This is a genomic window from Nocardia sp. bgisy118 (assembly GCF_057708605.1).
In genome coordinates this window covers 83,750-103,110 of the sequence record NZ_JBYISM010000013.1, presented here as the reverse complement: position 1 = coordinate 103,110, position 19,361 = coordinate 83,750, and the positions used below count along the sequence as shown (strand labels likewise).

At 71.2% G+C, this 19,361-nt stretch carries 17 protein-coding genes; 14 read left to right on the top strand and 3 right to left on the bottom strand.

Going from position 1 to position 19,361, the window contains the following annotated elements:
• Positions 1–39 precede the first annotated feature (39 nt).
• The 7 genes from infB to AC3EO7_RS18045 all read left to right on the top strand — a co-directional run bounded on the left by infB (position 40) and on the right by AC3EO7_RS18045 (position 8,147).
• A complete protein-coding gene (gene infB, locus AC3EO7_RS18075) occupies positions 40–3,060 on the top strand; it encodes a translation initiation factor IF-2 (RefSeq protein ID WP_431969289.1) in 3,021 nt (1,006 codons plus the stop codon).
• A gap of 112 nt (positions 3,061–3,172) precedes the next feature.
• Positions 3,173–3,463 (top strand): DUF503 domain-containing protein, encoded by a 291-nt coding sequence (locus AC3EO7_RS18070; protein WP_068062976.1) that lies wholly within the window; start codon positions 3,173–3,175, stop codon positions 3,461–3,463.
• 47 nt (positions 3,464–3,510) lie between these two features.
• Entirely contained in the window at positions 3,511–3,954 is a 444-nt protein-coding gene (rbfA, locus tag AC3EO7_RS18065) for a 30S ribosome-binding factor RbfA (protein WP_435591823.1), read from the top strand.
• Positions 3,955–3,967: 13 nt separating this feature from the next.
• Positions 3,968–4,969 (top strand): DHH family phosphoesterase, encoded by a 1,002-nt coding sequence (locus AC3EO7_RS18060; protein ID WP_435591822.1) that lies wholly within the window; start codon positions 3,968–3,970, stop codon positions 4,967–4,969.
• 3 nt (positions 4,970–4,972) lie between these two features.
• Complete coding sequence (locus AC3EO7_RS18055) at positions 4,973–6,364, top strand: MATE family efflux transporter (protein WP_435591821.1); 1,392 nt, start codon at positions 4,973–4,975, stop codon at positions 6,362–6,364.
• 53 nt (positions 6,365–6,417) lie between these two features.
• Entirely contained in the window at positions 6,418–7,419 is a 1,002-nt protein-coding gene (locus AC3EO7_RS18050) for a permease (protein WP_435591820.1), read from the top strand.
• Between the two features lie 23 nt (positions 7,420–7,442).
• Positions 7,443–8,147, top strand: coding sequence for a TIGR03943 family putative permease subunit (locus AC3EO7_RS18045; protein ID WP_435591819.1), 705 nt, complete (start codon positions 7,443–7,445; stop codon positions 8,145–8,147).
• 7 nt (positions 8,148–8,154) lie between these two features.
• On the opposite strand, the gene AC3EO7_RS18040 is transcribed toward AC3EO7_RS18045, so the two are convergent.
• Positions 8,155–8,649: a nucleotide exchange factor GrpE gene (locus tag AC3EO7_RS18040; protein WP_431969276.1), complete on the bottom strand. Its 495-nt coding sequence runs from the start codon at positions 8,647–8,649 to the stop codon at positions 8,155–8,157.
• A gap of 104 nt (positions 8,650–8,753) precedes the next feature.
• Between AC3EO7_RS18040 and AC3EO7_RS18035 the strand changes: the two genes are divergently transcribed.
• The 5 genes from AC3EO7_RS18035 (at position 8,754) to truB (ending at position 16,025) form a co-directional block, all read left to right on the top strand.
• Positions 8,754–10,436: an Hsp70 family protein gene (locus AC3EO7_RS18035; protein ID WP_435591818.1), complete on the top strand. Its 1,683-nt coding sequence runs from the start codon at positions 8,754–8,756 to the stop codon at positions 10,434–10,436.
• A gap of 6 nt (positions 10,437–10,442) precedes the next feature.
• Complete coding sequence (locus tag AC3EO7_RS18030) at positions 10,443–13,262, top strand: SaeA-related protein (RefSeq protein ID WP_435591817.1); 2,820 nt, start codon at positions 10,443–10,445, stop codon at positions 13,260–13,262.
• Between the two features lie 114 nt (positions 13,263–13,376).
• Positions 13,377–14,333, top strand: coding sequence for a metallophosphoesterase family protein (locus tag AC3EO7_RS18025; protein ID WP_435591816.1), 957 nt, complete (start codon positions 13,377–13,379; stop codon positions 14,331–14,333).
• 97 nt (positions 14,334–14,430) lie between these two features.
• On the top strand, positions 14,431–15,099 hold the full coding sequence (npt, locus tag AC3EO7_RS18020) for a 4'-phosphopantetheinyl transferase Npt (RefSeq protein WP_431969268.1): 669 nt from the start codon (positions 14,431–14,433) through the stop codon (positions 15,097–15,099).
• Entirely contained in the window at positions 15,099–16,025 is a 927-nt protein-coding gene (gene truB / locus AC3EO7_RS18015) for a tRNA pseudouridine(55) synthase TruB (protein WP_435591815.1), read from the top strand. Before npt ends, truB begins: the two co-directional genes overlap by 1 nt.
• Before the next feature lie 58 nt (positions 16,026–16,083).
• Here the strand turns inward: truB and AC3EO7_RS18010 are convergent, their stop codons facing one another.
• On the bottom strand, positions 16,084–16,674 hold the full coding sequence (locus tag AC3EO7_RS18010; protein WP_435591814.1) for a TetR/AcrR family transcriptional regulator: 591 nt from the start codon (positions 16,672–16,674) through the stop codon (positions 16,084–16,086).
• Between the two features lie 138 nt (positions 16,675–16,812).
• Here AC3EO7_RS18010 and AC3EO7_RS18005 point away from each other — a divergent pair, with 138 nt between their 5' ends.
• Together AC3EO7_RS18005 and AC3EO7_RS18000 are read left to right on the top strand one after the other, a co-directional pair.
• Positions 16,813–17,211: a DUF4345 domain-containing protein gene (locus AC3EO7_RS18005; protein ID WP_431969262.1), complete on the top strand. Its 399-nt coding sequence runs from the start codon at positions 16,813–16,815 to the stop codon at positions 17,209–17,211.
• Between the two features lie 161 nt (positions 17,212–17,372).
• On the top strand, positions 17,373–17,795 hold the full coding sequence (locus tag AC3EO7_RS18000) for an EF-hand domain-containing protein (RefSeq protein WP_431969260.1): 423 nt from the start codon (positions 17,373–17,375) through the stop codon (positions 17,793–17,795).
• Positions 17,796–17,848: 53 nt separating this feature from the next.
• Here AC3EO7_RS18000 and AC3EO7_RS17995 read toward each other — a convergent pair whose 3' ends face one another.
• Positions 17,849–19,300 (bottom strand): FAD/NAD(P)-binding protein, encoded by a 1,452-nt coding sequence (locus tag AC3EO7_RS17995; protein ID WP_435591813.1) that lies wholly within the window; start codon positions 19,298–19,300, stop codon positions 17,849–17,851.
• Positions 19,301–19,361: the final 61 nt, after the last annotated feature.

Genomic DNA, 19,361 nt, shown 5'->3' with positions numbered 1-19,361 from the left:
GAAACGGTGGCACTGCTCGACCTCTCAGTGAGGAGAGCAGTGGCAGGCAAGGCCCGCGTGCACGAGTTGGCAAAAGAACTCGGTGTCACGAGTAAAGAACTACTCGCAACGCTCAAGGAGCAGGGCGAGTTCGTGAAGTCGGCGTCCTCGACGGTGGAAGCGCCCGTCGCGCGTCGGCTGCGCGAGTCGTTGGCGGCGAAGTCCGCGCCGGCGGCAGACTCCAAGTCCGGGGCTCGCCCCGGGCCCGCTTCGTCGGCTCGACCGGCCGCGAAGCCCGCCGCGGGCGGTCCGCGCCCCGGCCCACGTACCCCGGCTCCGGCGCAGGCCGCCGCGTCGTCCCCGGCCGCTTCCCCGGCCGCCGCGGCGCCCAGCCCGGCCACCGCCCGTCCCGGTGACGGTGTGCGCCCCGGTCCGGCCGTGAAGCCCGGCCCCGCGACGCCCGCGCAGGAATCGGCGCCCGCCGCCAAGGCCGCGCCCGCGCCCGCGCCGTCCGGTCCGCGCCCCACTCCAGGTGGTCCGCGTCCCGGCCAGCAGCAGCGCCCCGGCGCGTCCGCGCAGGGTGGTCCGCGTCCCGGTGGTCCGAAGCCCGGTCCGAAGACCCCGCGTGTCGGTAACAATCCCTACTCGTCGACGCCCGCGCCCGAGCGCGCCCCGCGTCCGGCCCCCGGTCACGGTCCGCGTCCCGGCCCGACCCCGGGTGGTCCGCGTCCCGGCCCGCAGGGTGGCCCGCGTCCGGGTCCGGCCCAGGGTGGCCCGCGTCCCGGTCCGGCTCAGGGCGGTCCGCGTCCTGGTCCCGGTCAGGGTGGTCCGCGTCCGGCAGCCGCTCAGGGTGGCGGCCCCCGTCCGGGTGGTCCGCGTCCGAGCCCCGGCTCGATGCCGCCGCGTCCGAATCCCGGTGCCATGCCGCAGCGTTCGGCGCGTCCGGGTCCGGGCGGCGCCGGTGCCGGTCGTCCCGGTCGTCCGGGTGGCGGCGCCGGTGGCGCCGGTCGTCCGGGCGGCGGTGGCGGCGGCTACCGCGGCGGCGGTGGCGGCGGTACCGGTGCACCCGGTGCGGGCGCAGGCGCTCCCGCGGCCGGTGGTTTCCGTGGTCGCCCCGGTGGTGGCGGCGGCGGTCGTCCCGGCGGTCCCGGTGGCCGTGGCGGTGCGGCAGGCGCGTTCGGTCGTCCCGGTGGCGCGCCGCGTCGTGGCCGTAAGTCGAAGCGGGCGAAGCGCGCCGAGTACGAGAGCATGCAGGCGCCCGCCGTCGGCGGCGTGCGGCTGCCGCGCGGCAACGGCGAGATCATCCGGCTCGCCCGCGGCGCGTCGCTGTCGGACTTCGCGGAGAAGATCGACGCGAACCCGGCCGCCTTGGTCCAGGCGCTGTTCAACCTCGGCGAGATGGTCACCGCGACCCAGTCGGTGAACGACGAGACCCTCGAGCTGCTCGGCAGCGAGATGAACTACGTCGTGCACGTGGTCAGCCCCGAGGACGAGGACCGCGAGCTGCTGGAGAGCTTCGACCTCACCTACGGCGAGGACGAGGGCGACGAGACGGACCTGCAGGTCCGCCCGCCGGTGGTGACCGTCATGGGTCACGTCGACCACGGTAAGACCCGACTGCTGGACACGATCCGCAAGGCCAACGTCCGTGAGGGCGAAGCGGGCGGTATCACCCAGCACATCGGCGCCTACCAGGTGATGACCCACCTCGGCGACGACGACCGCCTGATCACCTTCATCGACACCCCGGGTCACGAGGCGTTCACCGCCATGCGTGCCCGCGGTGCGAAGGCCACCGACATCGCGATCCTGGTGGTCGCCGCCGACGACGGCGTCATGCCGCAGACGGTGGAGGCGATCAACCACGCGCAGGCGGCCGACGTGCCGATCGTGGTGGCGGTCAACAAGATCGACAAGGAAGGCGCGAACCCGGAGAAGATCCGGCAGCAGCTGACCGAGTACAACCTGGTGGCCGAGGAGTACGGCGGCGACACGATGTTCGTCGACATCTCCGCCAAGCAGGGCACCAACATCGAAGCACTGCTCGAGGCGGTCCTGCTCACCGCGGACGCCGCCCTCGACCTGCGCGCCAACCCGGACATGGACGCCCAGGGTGTCGCCATCGAGGCGCACCTCGACCGCGGCCGCGGCCCGGTGGCGACCGTGCTGATCCAGCGCGGCACGCTGCGCGTCGGCGACTCGATCGTGGCGGGCGACGCCTACGGTCGCGTGCGCCGGATGGTCGACGAGCACGGCGACGACGTCGATGCGGCGCTGCCGTCGCGGCCCGTCCAGGTCGTCGGCTTCACGTCGGTGCCGGGCGCGGGTGACAACCTGCTCGTCGTCGACGAGGACCGCATCGCTCGCCAGATCGCCGACCGTCGCAATGCGCGCAAGCGCAACGCGCTGGCCGCGCGCAGCCGCAAGCGCATCAGCCTGGAAGATCTGGATGCCGCGCTGAAGGAGACTTCGGAGCTGAACCTGATCCTCAAGGGCGACAACTCCGGTACCGTCGAGGCCCTCGAAGAGGCCCTCATGGGTATCGAGGTCGGCGACGAGGTGCGCCTGCGGGTCATCGACCGCGGTGTCGGTGGCGTCACCGAGACCAACGTCAACCTGGCCTCGGCGTCGAACGCGATCATCATCGGGTTCAACGTGCGCGCCGAGGGCAAGGCGACCGAGCTGGCCAACCGCGAAGGCGTGGACATCCGGTACTACTCGGTGATCTACCAGGCCATCGACGAGATCGAGAAGGCCCTCAAGGGCATGCTCAAGCCGATCTACGAAGAGGTCGAGCTGGGTCGCGCCGAGATCAGGGCCATCTTCCGCTCGTCGAAGGTCGGCAACATCGCGGGCTGCATGGTCACCTCCGGGTCGGTCAAGCGCAATGCCAAGGCGCGTCTGCTCCGCGACAACGTGGTGATCGCCGAGACCGTGACGATCTCCTCGCTGAAGCGCGAGAAGGACGACGCGACCGAGGTCCGCGAGGGCTTCGAATGCGGTATGACGCTGACCTACTCCGATATCAAGGAGGGCGACGTCATCGAGGCGTACGAGCTGCGCGAGAAGCCGCGCGACTGATCGGTCCGAACTAGCGAACACCGCACCTGTGTCCGAGGCCCCGCCCGTACGGCGGGGCGCCGGGCGCGAGGTGCGGTGTTCGGTTCGGCCTTCGACACTGGAAGGTGTGTGGGTGTACCTAGGTGCACTGGAATTCGACATCCTGCTCGGCGACGTGCATTCGTTGAAGGAGAAGCGGTCGGTCATCCGGCCGGTGATCGCCGAGCTGCAACGCTTCGGTGTGAGCGCGGCCGAGGGCGGGGAACACGATCGGTACCGGCGCTCGTTGCTGGGGGTGGCCATGGTCAGCGCCGGCATGGATCACCTGACCGAAGTGCTCGACAAATGTGAAAGGCACGTCGCGGCGCGTCCGGAGCTACAGTTGCTGGCAGTACGCCGCCGGATCTTCGGGCCCGAGGACTAGGGCCGCGACGCCAACCGAATACTGACAACAGTGAGGAGGAAACGGCCATGGTGGATCAAGCCAGGGCACGCCGACTCGCGAAGCGGATTTCCTCGATCGTGGCGACCGCGATCGAATACGAGGTGAAGGATCCGCGGCTGCGTTTCGTGACGATCACCGACGCGAAGGTCACCGGTGATCTGCGCGAGGCCACGGTGTACTACACGGTGATGGGTGAAACCCTCGACGCCGAACCGGATTACGCGTCCGCGGCCTCCGGTCTGCAGAAGGCCACGGGGGTGCTGCGTTCCAAGGTGGGGGCGGGGACCGGGGTGAAGTTCACACCGACGCTGGCCTTCGTACTGGACAAGGTGCCCGACGCCGCGCGTGAGATGGAGGAGTTGCTCGCCCGCGCCAGGGCCTCCGACGACGCGGTGGCCAGGACGGCCGCCAACGCCACCCACGCGGGCGACTCAGACCCGTACAAGGTCGAGCGCGACAGCGCCGAGTGACGCGCGGGCGCGGATGACGACGAGCGGTAACGCGGCCGAGCTCGACGCGGCCGTCGTGGCACTGACGGCCGCCGGATCGGTCACCATCCTGTGTCACGTGCAACCCGACGCCGACACCATCGGCAGCGGCCTGGCACTGGCACTCGTGCTGCATCGGCGCGGCATCCCGGTGTGGGTTTCGTTCGCCGAGCCGGCCGAACTGCCTGCCTCCATGCGCTCGCTGCCCGGGATCGAGCATCTGGTCGCGCCCGCGGAGGTGCCGCGCGAGGTGGACCTGCTCGTCGCGGTGGACTGCGGCAGCGCGGGTCGGCTCGGCGCGCTGGCCGACCGATTGTCCGGCGCCGCGACGACTCTGGTGGTCGACCATCACCGCTCGAACACCAGCTTCGGCGCGATCAACGTGGTCGACCCCGGCGCCGAGTCCACGACCAGCCTGATCGCCCGGCTGCTCGACGCCTGGGGCGTTCCGATCGATCCCGAGGTGGCGCACTGCCTGTACGCGGGCCTGGTCACCGACACCGGCTCGTTCCGCTGGGTGCAGCCGGGCACCCATCGACTGGCCGAACGGCTGCTGGCCACCGGGATCGACGGTGCGGAGATCGCGCGCACGTTGCTGGACACGCATCCGTTCGACTGGCTGCCGATGCTCTCGCGGGTCCTCGGCACCGCCCGGTTGGAGCCGGGGGCGCGCGGCGGCACCGGATTGGCGTATGTGTTCGTGCGCCGCGACGACGCGACGGGGGTGCGCTCGGAGGAGGTCGAGAGCGTCATCGATATCGTCCGCACCACGGCGGAGGCCGGGGTGGCTGCGGTGTTCAAGGAGTCGCGCACCGTCGACGGCCGCTGGACGGTGTCGCTGCGGTCGCGGGACTCCGGGCCCGGCGCGCGGGACGGCGTCGACGTCGCCGAGGTGGCGACCGCGCTCGGTGGCGGTGGCCATCGTTACGCGGCCGGGTACACCACCGACGGACGCCCGGAGGATGTGGTGCGGGCGCTGCTCGCCGCGCTGGGATAGCGGATGAGCAGACAGGATGTCGGCGACGCCGAGGAAGTCCGCGCGGATCCGGTCGGTAGCGGCGCCGATCCCGCTGAGGCCGGGCCGCGGCGCATACTCGGGCTCGCGCTGCCCACGCTGGGCGTCCTGGTCGCCGAACCGCTCTATCTGCTGTTCGATCTGGCGGTGGTCGGCAGGCTCGGCGCGCTGGCGCTGGCCGGACTTGCCGTCGGGGGATTGATTCTCGCGCAGGTGAGCACCCAGCTGACCTTTCTGTCCTACGGGACGACCGCTCGGGCGGCGCGCAGGCACGGCGCCGGTGACGAGCGTGGTGCGGTGGCCGAGGGCGTGCAGGCCACCTGGCTGGCGGTCCTGGTCGGTCTGCTGATCCTGATCACGGTGCAGGCGTTCGCCGTTCCGCTGACCGAGGCGATCGCGGGCGGCGGGGACATCGCCGCCGAGGCGCTGCCGTGGGTGCGGATCGCGCTGTTCGGCGTGCCGCTCATTCTGATCGCCATGGCGGGCAACGGGTGGTTGCGCGGTGTCCAGGAGACCCGCCGTCCGCTGCTGTATGTGGTTGCCGGTCTTGCGCTTTCTGCCGTCCTGTGTCCGATGCTCGTGCACGGACTGCTAGGCGCGCCGCCGCTGGGGCTGCCCGGCTCGGCGGTGGCGAACCTCGCCGGGCAGGCGGTGACGGCCGTGCTGTTTCTCGGCGCCCTGATGCGGGAACGGGTTTCGCTGGTTCCGCACTGGTCGGTGATGCGCGCCCAGTTGGTGCTCGGCCGCGACCTGATCCTGCGCAGCCTGGCTTTTCAAGCTTGCTTCGTATCGGCGGCGGCCGTGGCTTCGCGGTTCGGGGCGGCCTCCGTCGCGGCGCACCAGCTGGTCCTTCAGCTGTGGAATTTCCTTGCGCTGACCCTGGACTCGCTGGCCATCGCCGCGCAGACCCTGGTGGGTGCGGCGCTCGGCAGCGGCAACGCCGTGGGGGCGCGGCGGCTCGCGCGGCGCGTCACGCGGTGGTCGGAGGTCTTCGCGCTCGCGCTGTCCGCTGCGTTCGCGGCCGGGTACGCGGTCGTCCCGACGCTGTTCACCGACGACCCGGCCGTGCTTGATCGCACCCACGTGGCGTGGTGGTACTTCGTGGGGATCATTCCGGTCGCCGGTGTGGTCTTCGCGCTCGATGGCGTGCTGCTCGGCGCCGGTGACGCGGCGTTCCTGCGGACCGCTACGCTCGGCGCCGCGCTGGCCGGGTTCCTGCCCGCCATCTGGCTCTCGCTCGTCTTCGACTGGGGGCTCGCGGGCATCTGGTCCGGCTTGGTCGCGTTCATGGTGCTGCGCTTGGCGGCGGTCGTCTGGCGGACACTGTCGGGCCGCTGGGCGCAGGTGGGCGCGGAGATCCCGCGGGGGCGTGCCTGACCGACCGGGTGCGGTAGTTCGATAACGATATTCATTCCTGGCAAGATGTGGGAATGCTCGAGCAGCTGACAGCGCGCCGCGCGCGAACCCGGGTGTCGTCGACCTACGTTCTCGCCGGATTGCTGGTGGCGGGCATCGCCTGGCAGGCGCAGCTGGCCTCGGCGATCGACGCGCAAGTGCGGCTACAGACCGCGCTGACGATGTTCGTCGGAGTTTTCGTGCAGGCCATTCCTTTTCTCGTGCTCGGGGTAGTTGTCAGCGGCGCGATCGCCGCGTTCGTCTCGCCCGCGCTGCTGCGGAAGGTCTTGCCCCGCAACGAGACCGCGGCGATCGGAGTCGGCGGGCTGGCGGGGGTCGCGCTGCCAGGGTGCGAATGCGGCGTGGTACCGGTGGCGCGCAGGCTGATCGATCAGGGTGCGCCGAGTTCGGCGGCGCTGGCCTTCCTGCTGTCGGCGCCCGCGATCAACCCGGTGGTGCTGGTCGCCACCGCGGTCGCGTTTCCCGGCGAGCCCGGGATGGTGGCGGCGCGGTTCGCGGGCTCATTGGCAACCGCGCTCGTGATGGGACTGCTGTGGTCGCGTTTCGGCAGCCCCGCCTGGATGCTGCCGCGCGGCGGGCCCGGCCACTGCGTAACCGGCCGCAGTCGGGCCGAGGTCTTCGCCGAGGCAGCCCGGCACGACCTGTTGCAAGCCGGCGCGTTCCTGGTGCTCGGCGCGGCCACCGCGGCGGCGTTGCACGTGCTCGTCCCGCCGCGATGGTTCGAGCAGCTGGCCACCCAGATGCTGCTGGCCGTCCTGGTGCTCGCGGTGCTGGCGGTGGTGCTCGCGCTGTGCTCGGAGGCCGACGCGTTCGTCGCGGCGAGTATGTCGACGCTGCCGCTGCTGCCGCGGCTGGTGTTCCTCGTTGTCGGGCCTGCCGTGGACGTCAAGCTGTTCGCGATGCAGGCCGGCGCGTTCGGGCGGCGGTTCGCGATGTGGTTCGCGCCGTCGACTTTCGTCGTCGCGATCGTCTGCGCGACGGTGGCGGGCTATGTCTTCCTCGGGGGTACGCGATGAGGCGGGAAACGCAGAATCTGCTCGTGCTGCTGATCGGAATCGCGGTGCTGCGCATCACTTTCGACGGCACTTACCTGCGCTACGTCAAACCGGGGCTCTTTCCGTTCCTGCTGGTCAGCGGGATCGGCATCGTCGCGCTCGGCACCGCGGCCATCATCGGCGACCTGTATCGCGGGTCGTCGCGCGGCAGCAACCATCGCCACGAGCACGAGCACGGGCGTGTCCAGTGGTTGCTGCTCGCGCCGGTCGCCGTGCTCCTGCTGGTGGCGCCGCCCGCGCTCGGCGCGGGAGCCGCGGTGACCAGTTCGGCGATCCGCCCGCCGGATCCCGTTGTGGCGCAACCCGAGCTGATCGACTACCCGCCGCTGCCCGACGAGCCCGCTCCCATCGTCTCGATCAGCGAGGTGGTGAACCGCGCGACACTCGACGCCACGCGGTCGCTGGACGGCCGCGAGATCACCGTCAGCGGTTTCGTGCTGCGCCGCATGCGCGGCTACGGGATCGACCTGGCCCGCGTGGTCATCACCTGCTGTGTCGCGGACGCCCGCTACATCCGGTTGCACCTGACCGGTATCGAGGAGTCACTCGACGAGGACACCTGGCTGGAGGTGCGCGGCGTCGTCGAACAAGACAGCGCGCGCCGCGATCGCGACGGGACGCCGACGCTCGTGGTGCACGAATTCCGGCGGGTCGAACGACCCGATCACTCCTATGAGCGCGGTCGCTGACGCGGACTCAGGCCAAATTCACCGCGGCGTTCTCGGTCGCGCGGAAGCGGCGGACGACGACGCCCGCGGGACGCACCGACCGGCCCGCGACGGTGAGGCCGGGCTGTACCAGCGCCTCGACGGTGCGGTCGGCATCCGGGTCGGCGGTCGCGGTGACGTCGGCGGCCTCCATGGTGAGCGAGTCGAAAGGGTCGTCGGGTCGCGGCGTGACCAGCGCCGCGCCCCGGCCGGTGAGCAGCCGCTCGACGCGCGCGACGATGGCCTCGAACGCCGCTCGCTCCCTCGGGGTCTCGGCGGTGGCGGCGCAGGCGGCGGTGTCGCCGTGCAGCGCGAACAGCTCGACCACCAGCGGCAGATCGGCGCCCGCGCGGTCCTGGCGGGCGCGGGCCTTGGCCTCGTCGGCGAGGCGCTCGATGGTGGCGGCCTGGCGGGCGACGACCCGGGACAGGTCGTCGACGCGTTCGACGAGTTGGGCGAGCGATTCCGCGACTGGTTCCGTCATGATCGCACCATAGCCGGGGCGCGCGGCTATTGGATTGGGCGTCAGCCGGATTCGCCGAACGGTCGCTGCGCCGCTGTCGGACCCGGCTGATACCATCGCCTGCCATGGGGGTCTACGGCATCGACCTGGGCACAACGAACTCGGCGATCGCGCGGATCGACGCCGACGGTCGGCCCGAAGTAATGATCGGCATGAACGGGGAACCGACGGTTCCCTCCGTCGTGCTGTTCGCATCCGCCTTCGATCATCTGGTGGGCGAGGGCGCCCGGCGGCAGGCCCGGCTGGATCCCGAGCACGTGTGCTCGCTGGTGAAGCGCCGGATGGGCGACTCGGAGTGGCGTTTCGCGGCGCACGGCGAGACCTGGTCGGCGCCCGCCGTGTCGGCGCTGATCCTCAAGAGTCTCGCCGCCGACGCGGAATTCGGCGGCGGCGAACCGGTGCTGCGCGCCGTGATCACGGTGCCCGCGTACTTCGGCGACGAGGAGCGCCGCGCCACGATCCAGGCGGGCGCCTACGCGGGCTTCGACGTCGCCGGCGTGCTGTCCGAGCCGATCGCGGCGGCGTTCTCCTACGGGTTCGGCAGGCTCGACGGCGGCGTGGACATCGGCACATCCGGTGCGCGCGAGACCGTTCTCGTCTACGACCTCGGCGGCGGCACCTTCGACGCCACCGTCATCGAGCTGGCCGACCGGCGTATCTCCGTGCTCGCCGTGGAAGGCGACCATCAGCTGGGCGGCGCGGACTGGGACGAGCGGATCGCCCTGTACCTGTCCCAGCGGTTCTGCGCGGCCAACCCCGATGCCGAAGACCCGCTGGACGATTCGGCCGGTTCGCAGATGCTGGTGCTGGCCGCCGAGCGGGCCAAACGCGAACTCAGTGAACTGGAGAGCACCGAGGTGGTGGTCGCGCACGACGGAGCGCGCGCCGTCGTCACGCTGACCAGGGACGAACTCGAGTCGATGACGGCCTCGCTGATGCGCCGCACCCTCGATCTCACCAGGGACTGCCTCGCCGCGGCGGGCAAGCGCGGCGTGACGTCGATCGACCGGCTGCTGCTGGTGGGCGGCTCCTCCCGGATGCCGATGGTCGCACGCGAATTGACCAAGGAACTCGGCCTGATCGGCGAGCTGCGCGACCCTGACCTGTCGGTGGCGCGCGGTGCGGCGCTCTACGGCGAGAAGCTCGAGATGGAACGGTTGATCGTCGCCGACCTGGTCACCCGCGGCAGGCTGCGGGACGGCTCCGGACTGAACGAGGCGGCGCCCGCGGATCTGGACCAGTCGATCGCCCGGGTCGCGGAGTCGTTCGGCCAGCCGGTGAGCTTGGTGCGGCGGATGCTGGAGATCCAGGTCGACACCGTCGTATCGCGCGGATTCGGTGTGCTGGCGCTGGATTCGCACTACGGGCTGGCGGCCGCCTGGCTGGTGCACCGCAACCAGACGCTGCCGGTGCGGGTGCGCCGTTCGTTCGGCACCGTGCGCGAGGACCAGGACCAGATCGAGCTGACCATCGTGGAACAGCAGGGGCAGGCCGCCTCGGTGCGTCCCGAGGACACGAAAGTACTTGTGGAGGGCCGGATTCGCGGCATTCCCCCGGGCTATCCCGCGGGCAGCGAGGTGCGCGTCACCTTCGAGATGGGTTTCGACGGCGTGCTGCACGTGACCGCGCACCACGTCGACGCCGACATGCCGCTGACGTTGTCGGCGCAGACCGGAGCCACCCTGTCCCAGTCCGACGTCGCGCGGGAACTCGACCAGGTGCAGCGCTCCCGGCGCCGCGACAGCTGAGCCGCCATGCACGCATTCGACCCCAACGACTACCGCAAGCGGGTGCTCGCCGCGGTCGAGCGCCGCGGCGGCATCGAGCATTCCGACCCGTTCGAGCTCTACGACATTCCGCTCGACGAAGCCGAGACCCTCGGCGACGCCGAGGTGTCCGCCCGGGTGGCCGAGGTGTGGGGCTTCTGGCAGCGCCAGCGTGACCATCCGAAGTACCGCGTGTTGGTCGGGCTGCTGGTGGAAAGCCACGACCGGCTGTCCTTCCTGCTGCTCGACGCGTCCGCGCGACGGGCCGAGGCGATCCGAATCCGGCAGGAGCGCGAACAGCGCGACGCGGAACGGTACGAGATGCTCGACGTCGCGATCTCCCGGCTGGTGCAGCGCCACGGCGGGGTGCCCGCCGCGAAAGTGCCGGGGCTGGAGGAGATCGGATCGATGGGCGGGCTCACCGCCGCCGAGGTCGCCACCCGCCTGCGCCGCCATCGGATCATCCAGAACGAGCAGCCGCCCGCCGCGCCCCAGGCCACCGGCGCACTCTCCGACCAGCGACGCACTCAGATCCGCGGGCTGCTCGCCGAATGGGCGCGGCTGGTGGACGGTCCGCCCGCGCCGACACTGCTCGGGCTGCTCGGGCTGGATCCGAGCCGCGCCACCCACACCGGCGAGATCCGGCTGCGCGCCGACGCGTTGCGCGCGCGGTCGCGCGAGCTGCCGCCGGGGCGGATGCGGGTGGTGCTCGACGAACTGCTGGTGCACGTGCAGGATCTGCTGGAGCCGGGCGGGCCGGTGGTGGCCGAGTACGTCGCCTCGATCGTCGAGGACGTCACCGCGGAACTGCGGCCCAAGGTGCGTGCGGCTGTGCTCATCGAGGACGAGCTGGTGGGGGAGGACTACGAGTTCCTGCTCGACGAGGCGATCGCCCTCGGTATGGACCCGCGCGACGCGAGTCGATTGCTCGAAGATCTCGCCGCCGAATTGGGTTCGCGCGCTGTGGGATCCGCGCGGCCCGCACCGCCGGCGCACACCCCCGCCCCGTCGACTCCGAGCCCGGCGCCGGCGCGACGGCTGTGGGAGGAGCCGCTGAAGGCCGCGCGGGCGGCGCTGCGCAACGGGCACCCGCAAGAGGCCGCGCGGTACATCGCCGAGGCCAGGGGACTGGACCCGCACAACGAGGGCACGACGCCCATCCGCTCGGTGTCCGACGACGTGGAACGGGTGCTCGCCGAGGCGGCGCGGCACTGGCGCGTCGCCCTCGCGGCGCGCGCGGCCACCCGCTATGTCGAGGCGCTCGAACATCTCCGCGAGCTGCGTCGCGTCGCCGCCGACGTGCCGCCGCCCACCGGGTCCACCACGGGCCTCGACGAACTGCTCGCCGAAGCCGAACGGGCCGTCGCCGAGGCCGACCGTTTGGTCGCCGCCGCGGCGGCGGGCCCGCCCGCCGAACGTTCGCGCACACTGCGCGCCGCCCAAGCCGCGTGCCTCGATCACCCCGGGGCGAGCGAGGCGCTGGCCGCCACCCCTCTCCCCGCCCCCGGGCGAGTGACGGCTACCCGCATGACGAACGGCTCGGTGCGAGTGACGTGGTCGCCCGCATCGGCCGACGATGTCGATTACCGCATCACCCGTCTCCAGCCGGACGGCTCGTGGCGTGTGGTCGGCCGCACCCGCGGCACCGAACTCGAAGACGGCGGAGCGCCGACCGGTGAAACCCCGGTCTACGCCGTCGCCGCCGCCACCTCCGGTCGCTACTCCGACACCGTGCGCTCCGACGCCCCTCCCGAACCCCGCGCCGACCGCACTGCTCAAACCGCGGCAAACTCTTCCGGTTCGGCACGGCCCGGCGCCGTCGGCTCGGGAGGTTCGACGAGCGAGCCCGGTGCGAGCTTCGACCCCGGCGGGGTTGGCGGTCCGACCGACCCCGCTACGAGAACCGAGCCCGGTCCGGTCGGCTCTGGTGCTTCGACCAGCGAGCCCGGTGGGAGCTCCGGCTTCGGCGCTGTCGGCGGTTCGACCGTCGAGCCCGCTGTGAATACCGAGCCCGGTCTTGTCGGTGGCTCCGGTGGTTCGACGCTCGAGCCGGGCGCAAGCGCCGAGCCCGGCGTGGTCGGTCAGCACAACTCGGCTACCCCGCCCACGCAGACGACGCAGCCGCACCCTGTCGTTGCGCAGGACCCTGGCGTGGTCGTACAGCCAAACTCAGCCGTCCCGCCCGTGCAGGGGACGCAGCCGGACCCCGTCGTTGCGCAGGGCCCCGGTGCGTTCACCGAGCCGGGCAGCGTCGCCCGGCCTGATCCGGCTGCTGTCCGGCCGGAGCGGGCCACGCCGCAAGCTGCCTCCCCGGTCGTACCGTACAACTCGGCCGTCCCGCCCGTGCAGGGGACGCAGCCGCACCCCGTCATTCCGCAGGGACCCGGCTCGGTCGCCGAGGCAGGCGGCGTCGCCCGGCCTGATCCGGCTGCTGCCCGGCCGGGGTGGGCCGCGCCGCAAGCCGCCTCCCCGGTCGCACAGGACGATCCGATGCCCAGCGGCATCCCCGTCGTCACCGGCCTAGCCGAACGCGCGGGTCTGCTGACCTTCGTATGGCCGACGGGAATCACCGAGGTGATGGTCGTAGCGTGCACCGATCGCCCACCGGCTACCCCGGATGAGCCGGAGGCGCGCGCGTGGAAGGTCACCAACACGCGGTACGAGATCGACGGTGGCGTCCGGGTACCGCCGGATCTCCCGCGCCCGTGCCACATCGGCGTGGCGTCGTGCCGCCGTGAACCCAACGGCACGCTCACCGTGGCCGCCGGTTTCGCGCCGAATGCCCGGATCCACTGGACGCACGCCTGACGCGACCTCGCCCGCCGGAATGCCGCGCCCGCCCGGCGTGTTCGGATCGGGGACGAATGGTGTCGATGGAGGCAGGCGGCCGGTGGTCGCCTCGGATGTGACAAGGTGGGTCTGGTGATACCCAAGTTGATGGCGGTGAGCGACGTACACGTCGGGCATCAGGGGAACCGGCCGATCGTGGAGCAGATCCAGCCGGACTCGCCGGAGGACTGGCTGATCGTGGCCGGCGACGTGGGCGAGAAGACCGAGGACATCCGGTGGGCGCTGGAACTGCTGCGCAGCCGGTTCGCGAAGGTGATCTGGGTGCCCGGCAATCACGAGCTATGGACCACGGCGAAGGATCCCGTGCAGATGCACGGCGTCGCGCGCTACGACTATCTGGTGTCGATCTGCCGCGACCTGGACGTCGTCACGCCCGAGGACCCGTTCCCGGTGTGGCGTGGCCCGGGCAGCGAGGCGCACGGCGGCGCGGTGACGCTGGCCCCGATGTTCCTGCTCTACGACTACTCGTTCCTCCCGGAGGGCGCCACCACCAAGGCCGAGGGCCTGGCCATCGCGCGCGAGCGCAACGTGGTCGCCACCGACGAGTTCCTGCTGTCCCCGGATCCGTATCTGACCAGGGATGCCTGGTGTCACGCCCGGGTGCAGGTCACCAAGCGCAAGCTGGACGCGCTCCCGCCGGAGACGCCGCTGGTGTTGATCAACCACTTCCCGCTGGTGCGCCAGCCCACCGATGTGCTGTTCTACCCCGAGTTCGCGCTGTGGTGCGGCACCGATCTGACCGCCGACTGGCACACCAGCTACAACGTGGTGTGCTCGGTGTACGGGCACTTGCACATTCCGCGCACCTCCTACTACGACGGCGTGCGCTTCGAGGAGGTCTCGCTCGGCTATCCGCGCGAATGGCAGCGCCGCGGTCTGCCGGACAAGCTGCTGCGCCAGATCCTGCCCGCCCCGGAGTACCCGCCGGGCACGCTGAACAAGTGGGGCGGCCACTTCAAGGTCACCCCCGAGATGGAGGCGGCTGCGGCCGAGATGCGCAGCCGCGCCCAGCGCAGGCGCGGCGTCTGAACCGGCCACCGGCAGGCGCTCGGGGACGGAGTCCGTCGCCGACCTCGCGCATGGCTGGAGCCGATGCGGCGGTACGCCTCGACTAGGCTCGGAGCCGATGATCGAGAACATTCTGCCCAGTGATGTCGCCTCGGCCGAGCTGTTGGCGTACCCGGAGGATCTGAAGCCGCATCCGGCCGAAGAGCATCTCATCGCGAAGTCGGTGGAGAAGCGGCGGCGCGACTTCATCGGCGCCCGCCACTGCGCCCGGCTGGCCCTGGAGCAGCTCGGCGAGCCGCCGGTCGCGATCGGCAAGGGCGAGCGGGGAGCTCCGGTGTTCCCGCGCGGCATCGTGGGCAGCCTCACGCACTGCGACGGCTACCGCGCCGCGGCGCTGGCGCACAAGATGCGCTTCCGCTCGATCGGCATCGACGCCGAGCCGCACGGCGCGCTGCCGGACGGCGTGCTCGATTCGGTGAGCCTGCCCGCCGAACGGGACTGGTTGCACGACACCGATTCTCGACTACACCTGGATCGGCTGTTGTTCTGCGCCAAGGAAGCCACCTACAAGGCGTGGTTCCCGCTGACCACCCGCTGGCTCGGTTTCGAGGAGGCGCACATCACCTTCACCGTCGAGGAGAACGCCGACGGCACGGGCTCGGGCACCTTCCGCAGCCAGCTGCTGGTGCCGGGCCAGACCAACGACGGTGGGCTGCCGCTGACCTCGTTCGACGGACGCTGGCTGATCGCCGACGGGCTGATCCTGACCGCGATCGCGCACGCCTGATGACCGGACCGACCACCCAGGCGCAGCGCCCCGACGTGCTCGGCGGCCTGCTGATCGTCGACAAGGACGGCGGCTGGACCAGCCACGACATGGTGGCCAAGTGCCGGAAGTTGTTGCGCACCAAGAAGGTCGGGCACGCGGGCACGCTCGACCCGATGGCGACCGGCGTGCTGGTACTCGGCGTCGAACGGGCCACCAAGCTGCTCGGCCTGCTGACGCTGACCACGAAGGCGTACACCGCCACCATCCGGCTCGGCCAGTCCACCACCACCGACGACGCCGAGGGCGAGACCCTGGTGACCGCCTCCGCGCTGCACCTCGCCGACGCCGACATCGCCGCGCGGATCGCGGCCCTGACCGGCGACATCGACCAGGTGCCCGCCACCGTGAGCGCCATCAAGGTGAACGGCGAACGCGCCTACGCCCGCCACCGCGCGGGTGAGGACGTGCGGCTGGCCGCCCGGCCGGTCACCGTGTCCCGCTTCGACGTGCTGGCCCGGCGCGATGTTCCGGACGGTGAGTTCGTCGATCTCGATGTCGTGGTCGAATGCTCGTCCGGCACCTACGTGCGCGCGCTGGCCCGCGATCTGGGCGCCGCGCTGGAGGTCGGCGGCCACCTGACGGCGCTGCGCCGCACCAGGGTCGGCCCCTTCACGCTCGAACACGCCAGGACGCTGGACGAGCTCGCCGAGGACCCGACCTTGAACCTCGGCATCGACGAGGCGGTCCGAATCGCGTTCCCGCACCGCACGATCGACGACCGCGAAGCCGAATCCCTGCGCGACGGACGGTGGTTGGATCCGATCGGCATCGCGGGCGTGCACGCCGCGCTCACCGCCGATGGTACGGCCATCGCGTTGCTCGAGGAGAAGGGCAAGCGCTCCTCGCCGGTCTTCGTGATCCGCCCGCGCGGCCTGGTCGACTGACAGCGGGCGCGCCGGATCGCTTCGGTGACGCCGTGCCCGAACGTATACCGGCCCAACGCTATTCGCCGTGCTGCCCGAGGACAGGCTCGAGCGCGCCGAGCAGCGCGCCGACGCTGATGTCGCGTACGTCGGTGCGGCTGATCGCGCGGTGCTCCAGCCAGTCGACGGTGAGGACGCGGACGAACGTCAACCAGCTCATCAACACCGACGAGGCCGCGGCCCGTTCGGCCTCGCCCAGTCCCATCACGTTCAGCAGGCGACCGCGCAGTTCGTCCAGTTCCCCGGAGATGATCGACTGGATGGTCGGGTCCCCGGCCAGCATCCGGTTCGCGGCGATGACAGTGCGTGCGTTGGCCTCGAAGTAGTCGAGGTGGGCGTCCAGCCCGGCCGTCAGCTGGTCGCGCAGCGGGGTCCCGGCGTCCAGTTCGGTCGCCACCAGCAATCGATCCGCGGCCTGCTGGTAGACGGCCGCGAACAGGTCGCGCTTGCTGGGGAAGTGGCGGTACAGCAGGGCGCGGGACACGCCCGCCGCGGCGGCCACGTCCTCCATGAGCACGGTGTCGTAGGCGCGTGCGGCGAACAGCTCGGCGCCCGCCGCCACCAGTAGGCGGCGGCGTTCGTCGGGGGAGAGGCGGCGGCGGGTACTCATCACTGACGATATTAGTTGACGTGTGTCTACTAGCGGTCGTAGCATCCCTATTAGTAGACATATGTCTACTAAGGTGGCCGTGGATCGTGAAGCTTGATGCGCGGCAGAGGGATACCGTCCTGCTGAGGGAGAACGACCATGGCGAAACTGCTGAAGGTCCTGGCGCTGGTGATGGGCGTCGCCTGCGTGGCGATCGGCGTGTTCCACATCGCGCTCGGCATCGACTCGGTGCCGGGCATGGGCTCGTCCGGTGTCACGGCCGACAGTCAGAGCCGCTTCTTCGGGGCCGTCTTCGTCGGCTACGGCGTGGCGTGGATCTGGACCGCGCGCCGCACGCCCATTCCGGCGGTGGCCGTGCGCTGGCTGGCGGGGATCTTCCTGCTCGGCGCGTTCGGCCGGGTGCTGTCGCTCGCGGTGTACGGGTGGCCGCACTGGTTCCAGATCGTGCTCACCGTCATCGAATTCGTTCTCCCGCCGGTGTATTTCTGGTTGGCCGACGCCGACGAGAAGCGGGCGGCGGCCGTGGCTGTCCGATGACTCGGCCGAGCGTGCCCACGCCGATCTCGCGCACGTCGGTCCGGCGGAGCGACACCCGTCGCGATGGACCCCGGACGCCGGCAACGGAATCGGAGGCGAACCGTACAGTGGTCGTGGGTTCGTCGTCCGAAACCGTCGGCGGCCGTGGGAAGGCAGTGGGCATGAGTGAACATCCGGTCGATACGTTCGAGCTGTGGGACCGGGACGACGACGGGCTCGTCTCCGTGCAGGACATCACCGACGGCATCCGCGCGCTCGGGCTGGAGGTCGACGCCGATGCCGTAGAGCGGCTGGTCGCCGCGGCCGACACCGATGGCGACTTCCTGGTCTCCAAGGCCGAATTCGACGCGGCCTTGGTGACCGGACGCCTGGAGGTGACCGACGCCGACGCCGCCTTCCGCGTCTTCGATACCAACGGCGACGGGCGCATCTCGGTCGAGGAACTCGAATCCCTCATCCGGCACGTCGGCGCGGGCCGTATCGACGTCCCCGCCGCCGACCTGCTCGCCGCCGCCGACCGGGACGCCGACGGCTATCTCTCACCGGCCGAATTCCGCTCTCTGCTGGACGAACTCGCGCGCTGATCCGGGGCAGAGTCGGTCCCGGAACCGGATGAGCACGAGTCGTTGTTCATTCGTCACGCGCCGAACAGTCCTCGGACCAGTCCGGCCGCCTCGGCTGCCAGTCCGGGCGGGTTGGTGGCGATGAACATGGAGTCGGCCGCGAGATTGCCGAGCACATGCCAGCTCGGATCGGGCGTACCGCCGACCATCGCACGCCGAGTGCCCGGTTCGGCGCGCAGGCCACCCGCCGGATGCGGTTCGGCGGCGCCCGCCGCGAGCAGAGCGCCCACCAGCGGCTGGGTTTCCGAGGGCGTCGTGTAGGCGGGCGGGTTGACCGCGTTGAAGACGGTGTCCGCGGACCAGTTTCGCGCGTCGTACACGGTGAACCCGCCGCCGGACCGCGCCTCGATCTTGGTGACGCCCGCGCGCAACCGCAGCTGGCCGGAATCGAGCAGCCGCAGCACGATGCGCGCGTTGTGCGGGACCATCGGCGAGCTCAGGCTGTTGATGGTGCGGAAGTGTCCGGTGCGCAACATCTCTCGGTCCCGCTCGGCCAACAGCGGCCACGCGGTCGGGCCGACGACGCGGATGACCATGGCCAGCAGGCGCCGCCCGTGGTGCGGTGCGTCGACCGCGTCGAGCTGGCGGCGCAGGCGAATCACCGGATCCTCGGAGCCGGTGATCTCGGCGGCCAGGGTGTCGAAATCCTGTCCCAGTGCCGTGAGTTCGGTACGCATGAGCGAAACCAAGTGGGAGAAGTGGAGTTCGCCGTGCTCCGCAGCCAGTTCCCGCACCGCCCCTGGCGTCAAGTGCACGGGGTCGAGGCGGACCGGACGCTGCTGGACGAAGGGGAGTTGCCCGCTGCGTGAGAGCAGCGTGATCGGCCCGGTGTGCCCGTTCGCCGCCAGGGTGACGGCGATGTCCACCGCGGTCAGACCGCTGCCGATGACGGCGACATGGTGGTCCGCGGGGAGTCCGGCCACGGTGCGGGCGAGGGGATAGGGCTCGTTGACGTAGCCGGGTGTGCCGGTGAGCCCGTAGTGGTCACGCGGGCCGCCGCTGCCGACCGCGAGGACGGCCCGGTCCACCGGGACGTGATGGCCACTCGCGGTGTGCAGGACCGCCCGCTCGTCGCGGGAGAATCTGGTGACGGCCGAACGCACCACGCGGACAGGGCAGCCCGCGAGACCCAGTCGTGCGATCGCGTCGCGCGCGGTGTCTTCCAGGTACTCGCCGTAGACCGCGCGCGGGACGAGCGGTTGGCCCAGCCCTTCGTCGAGGTAGTCGGCCACCTCGCGATTCGCAAGCCAGCGCTGGTAGTGCCCGGGGTCGCCCGCGCGCACCGACATGATGGGCGGCGGCGCGTTCACCCGCACCGCGTCGAGGTCGGGCTGGTACGGGCGGCCCCGCCAGAGCGCGGGCGCGCCGTCGAACACGGTGACGCCGCTCGGCTTGTCGTCCGCGAGGGCCAGCGCGTCGAGCAGCGCGACGGCGGCCGCGCCCGCTCCGATGATTCCGATGTGCATGGGGCTCCTTCGGTTTCGTGTGTGCGGCACCCAGCGTCCCGGGGTTCGGCGGCGCGGAACA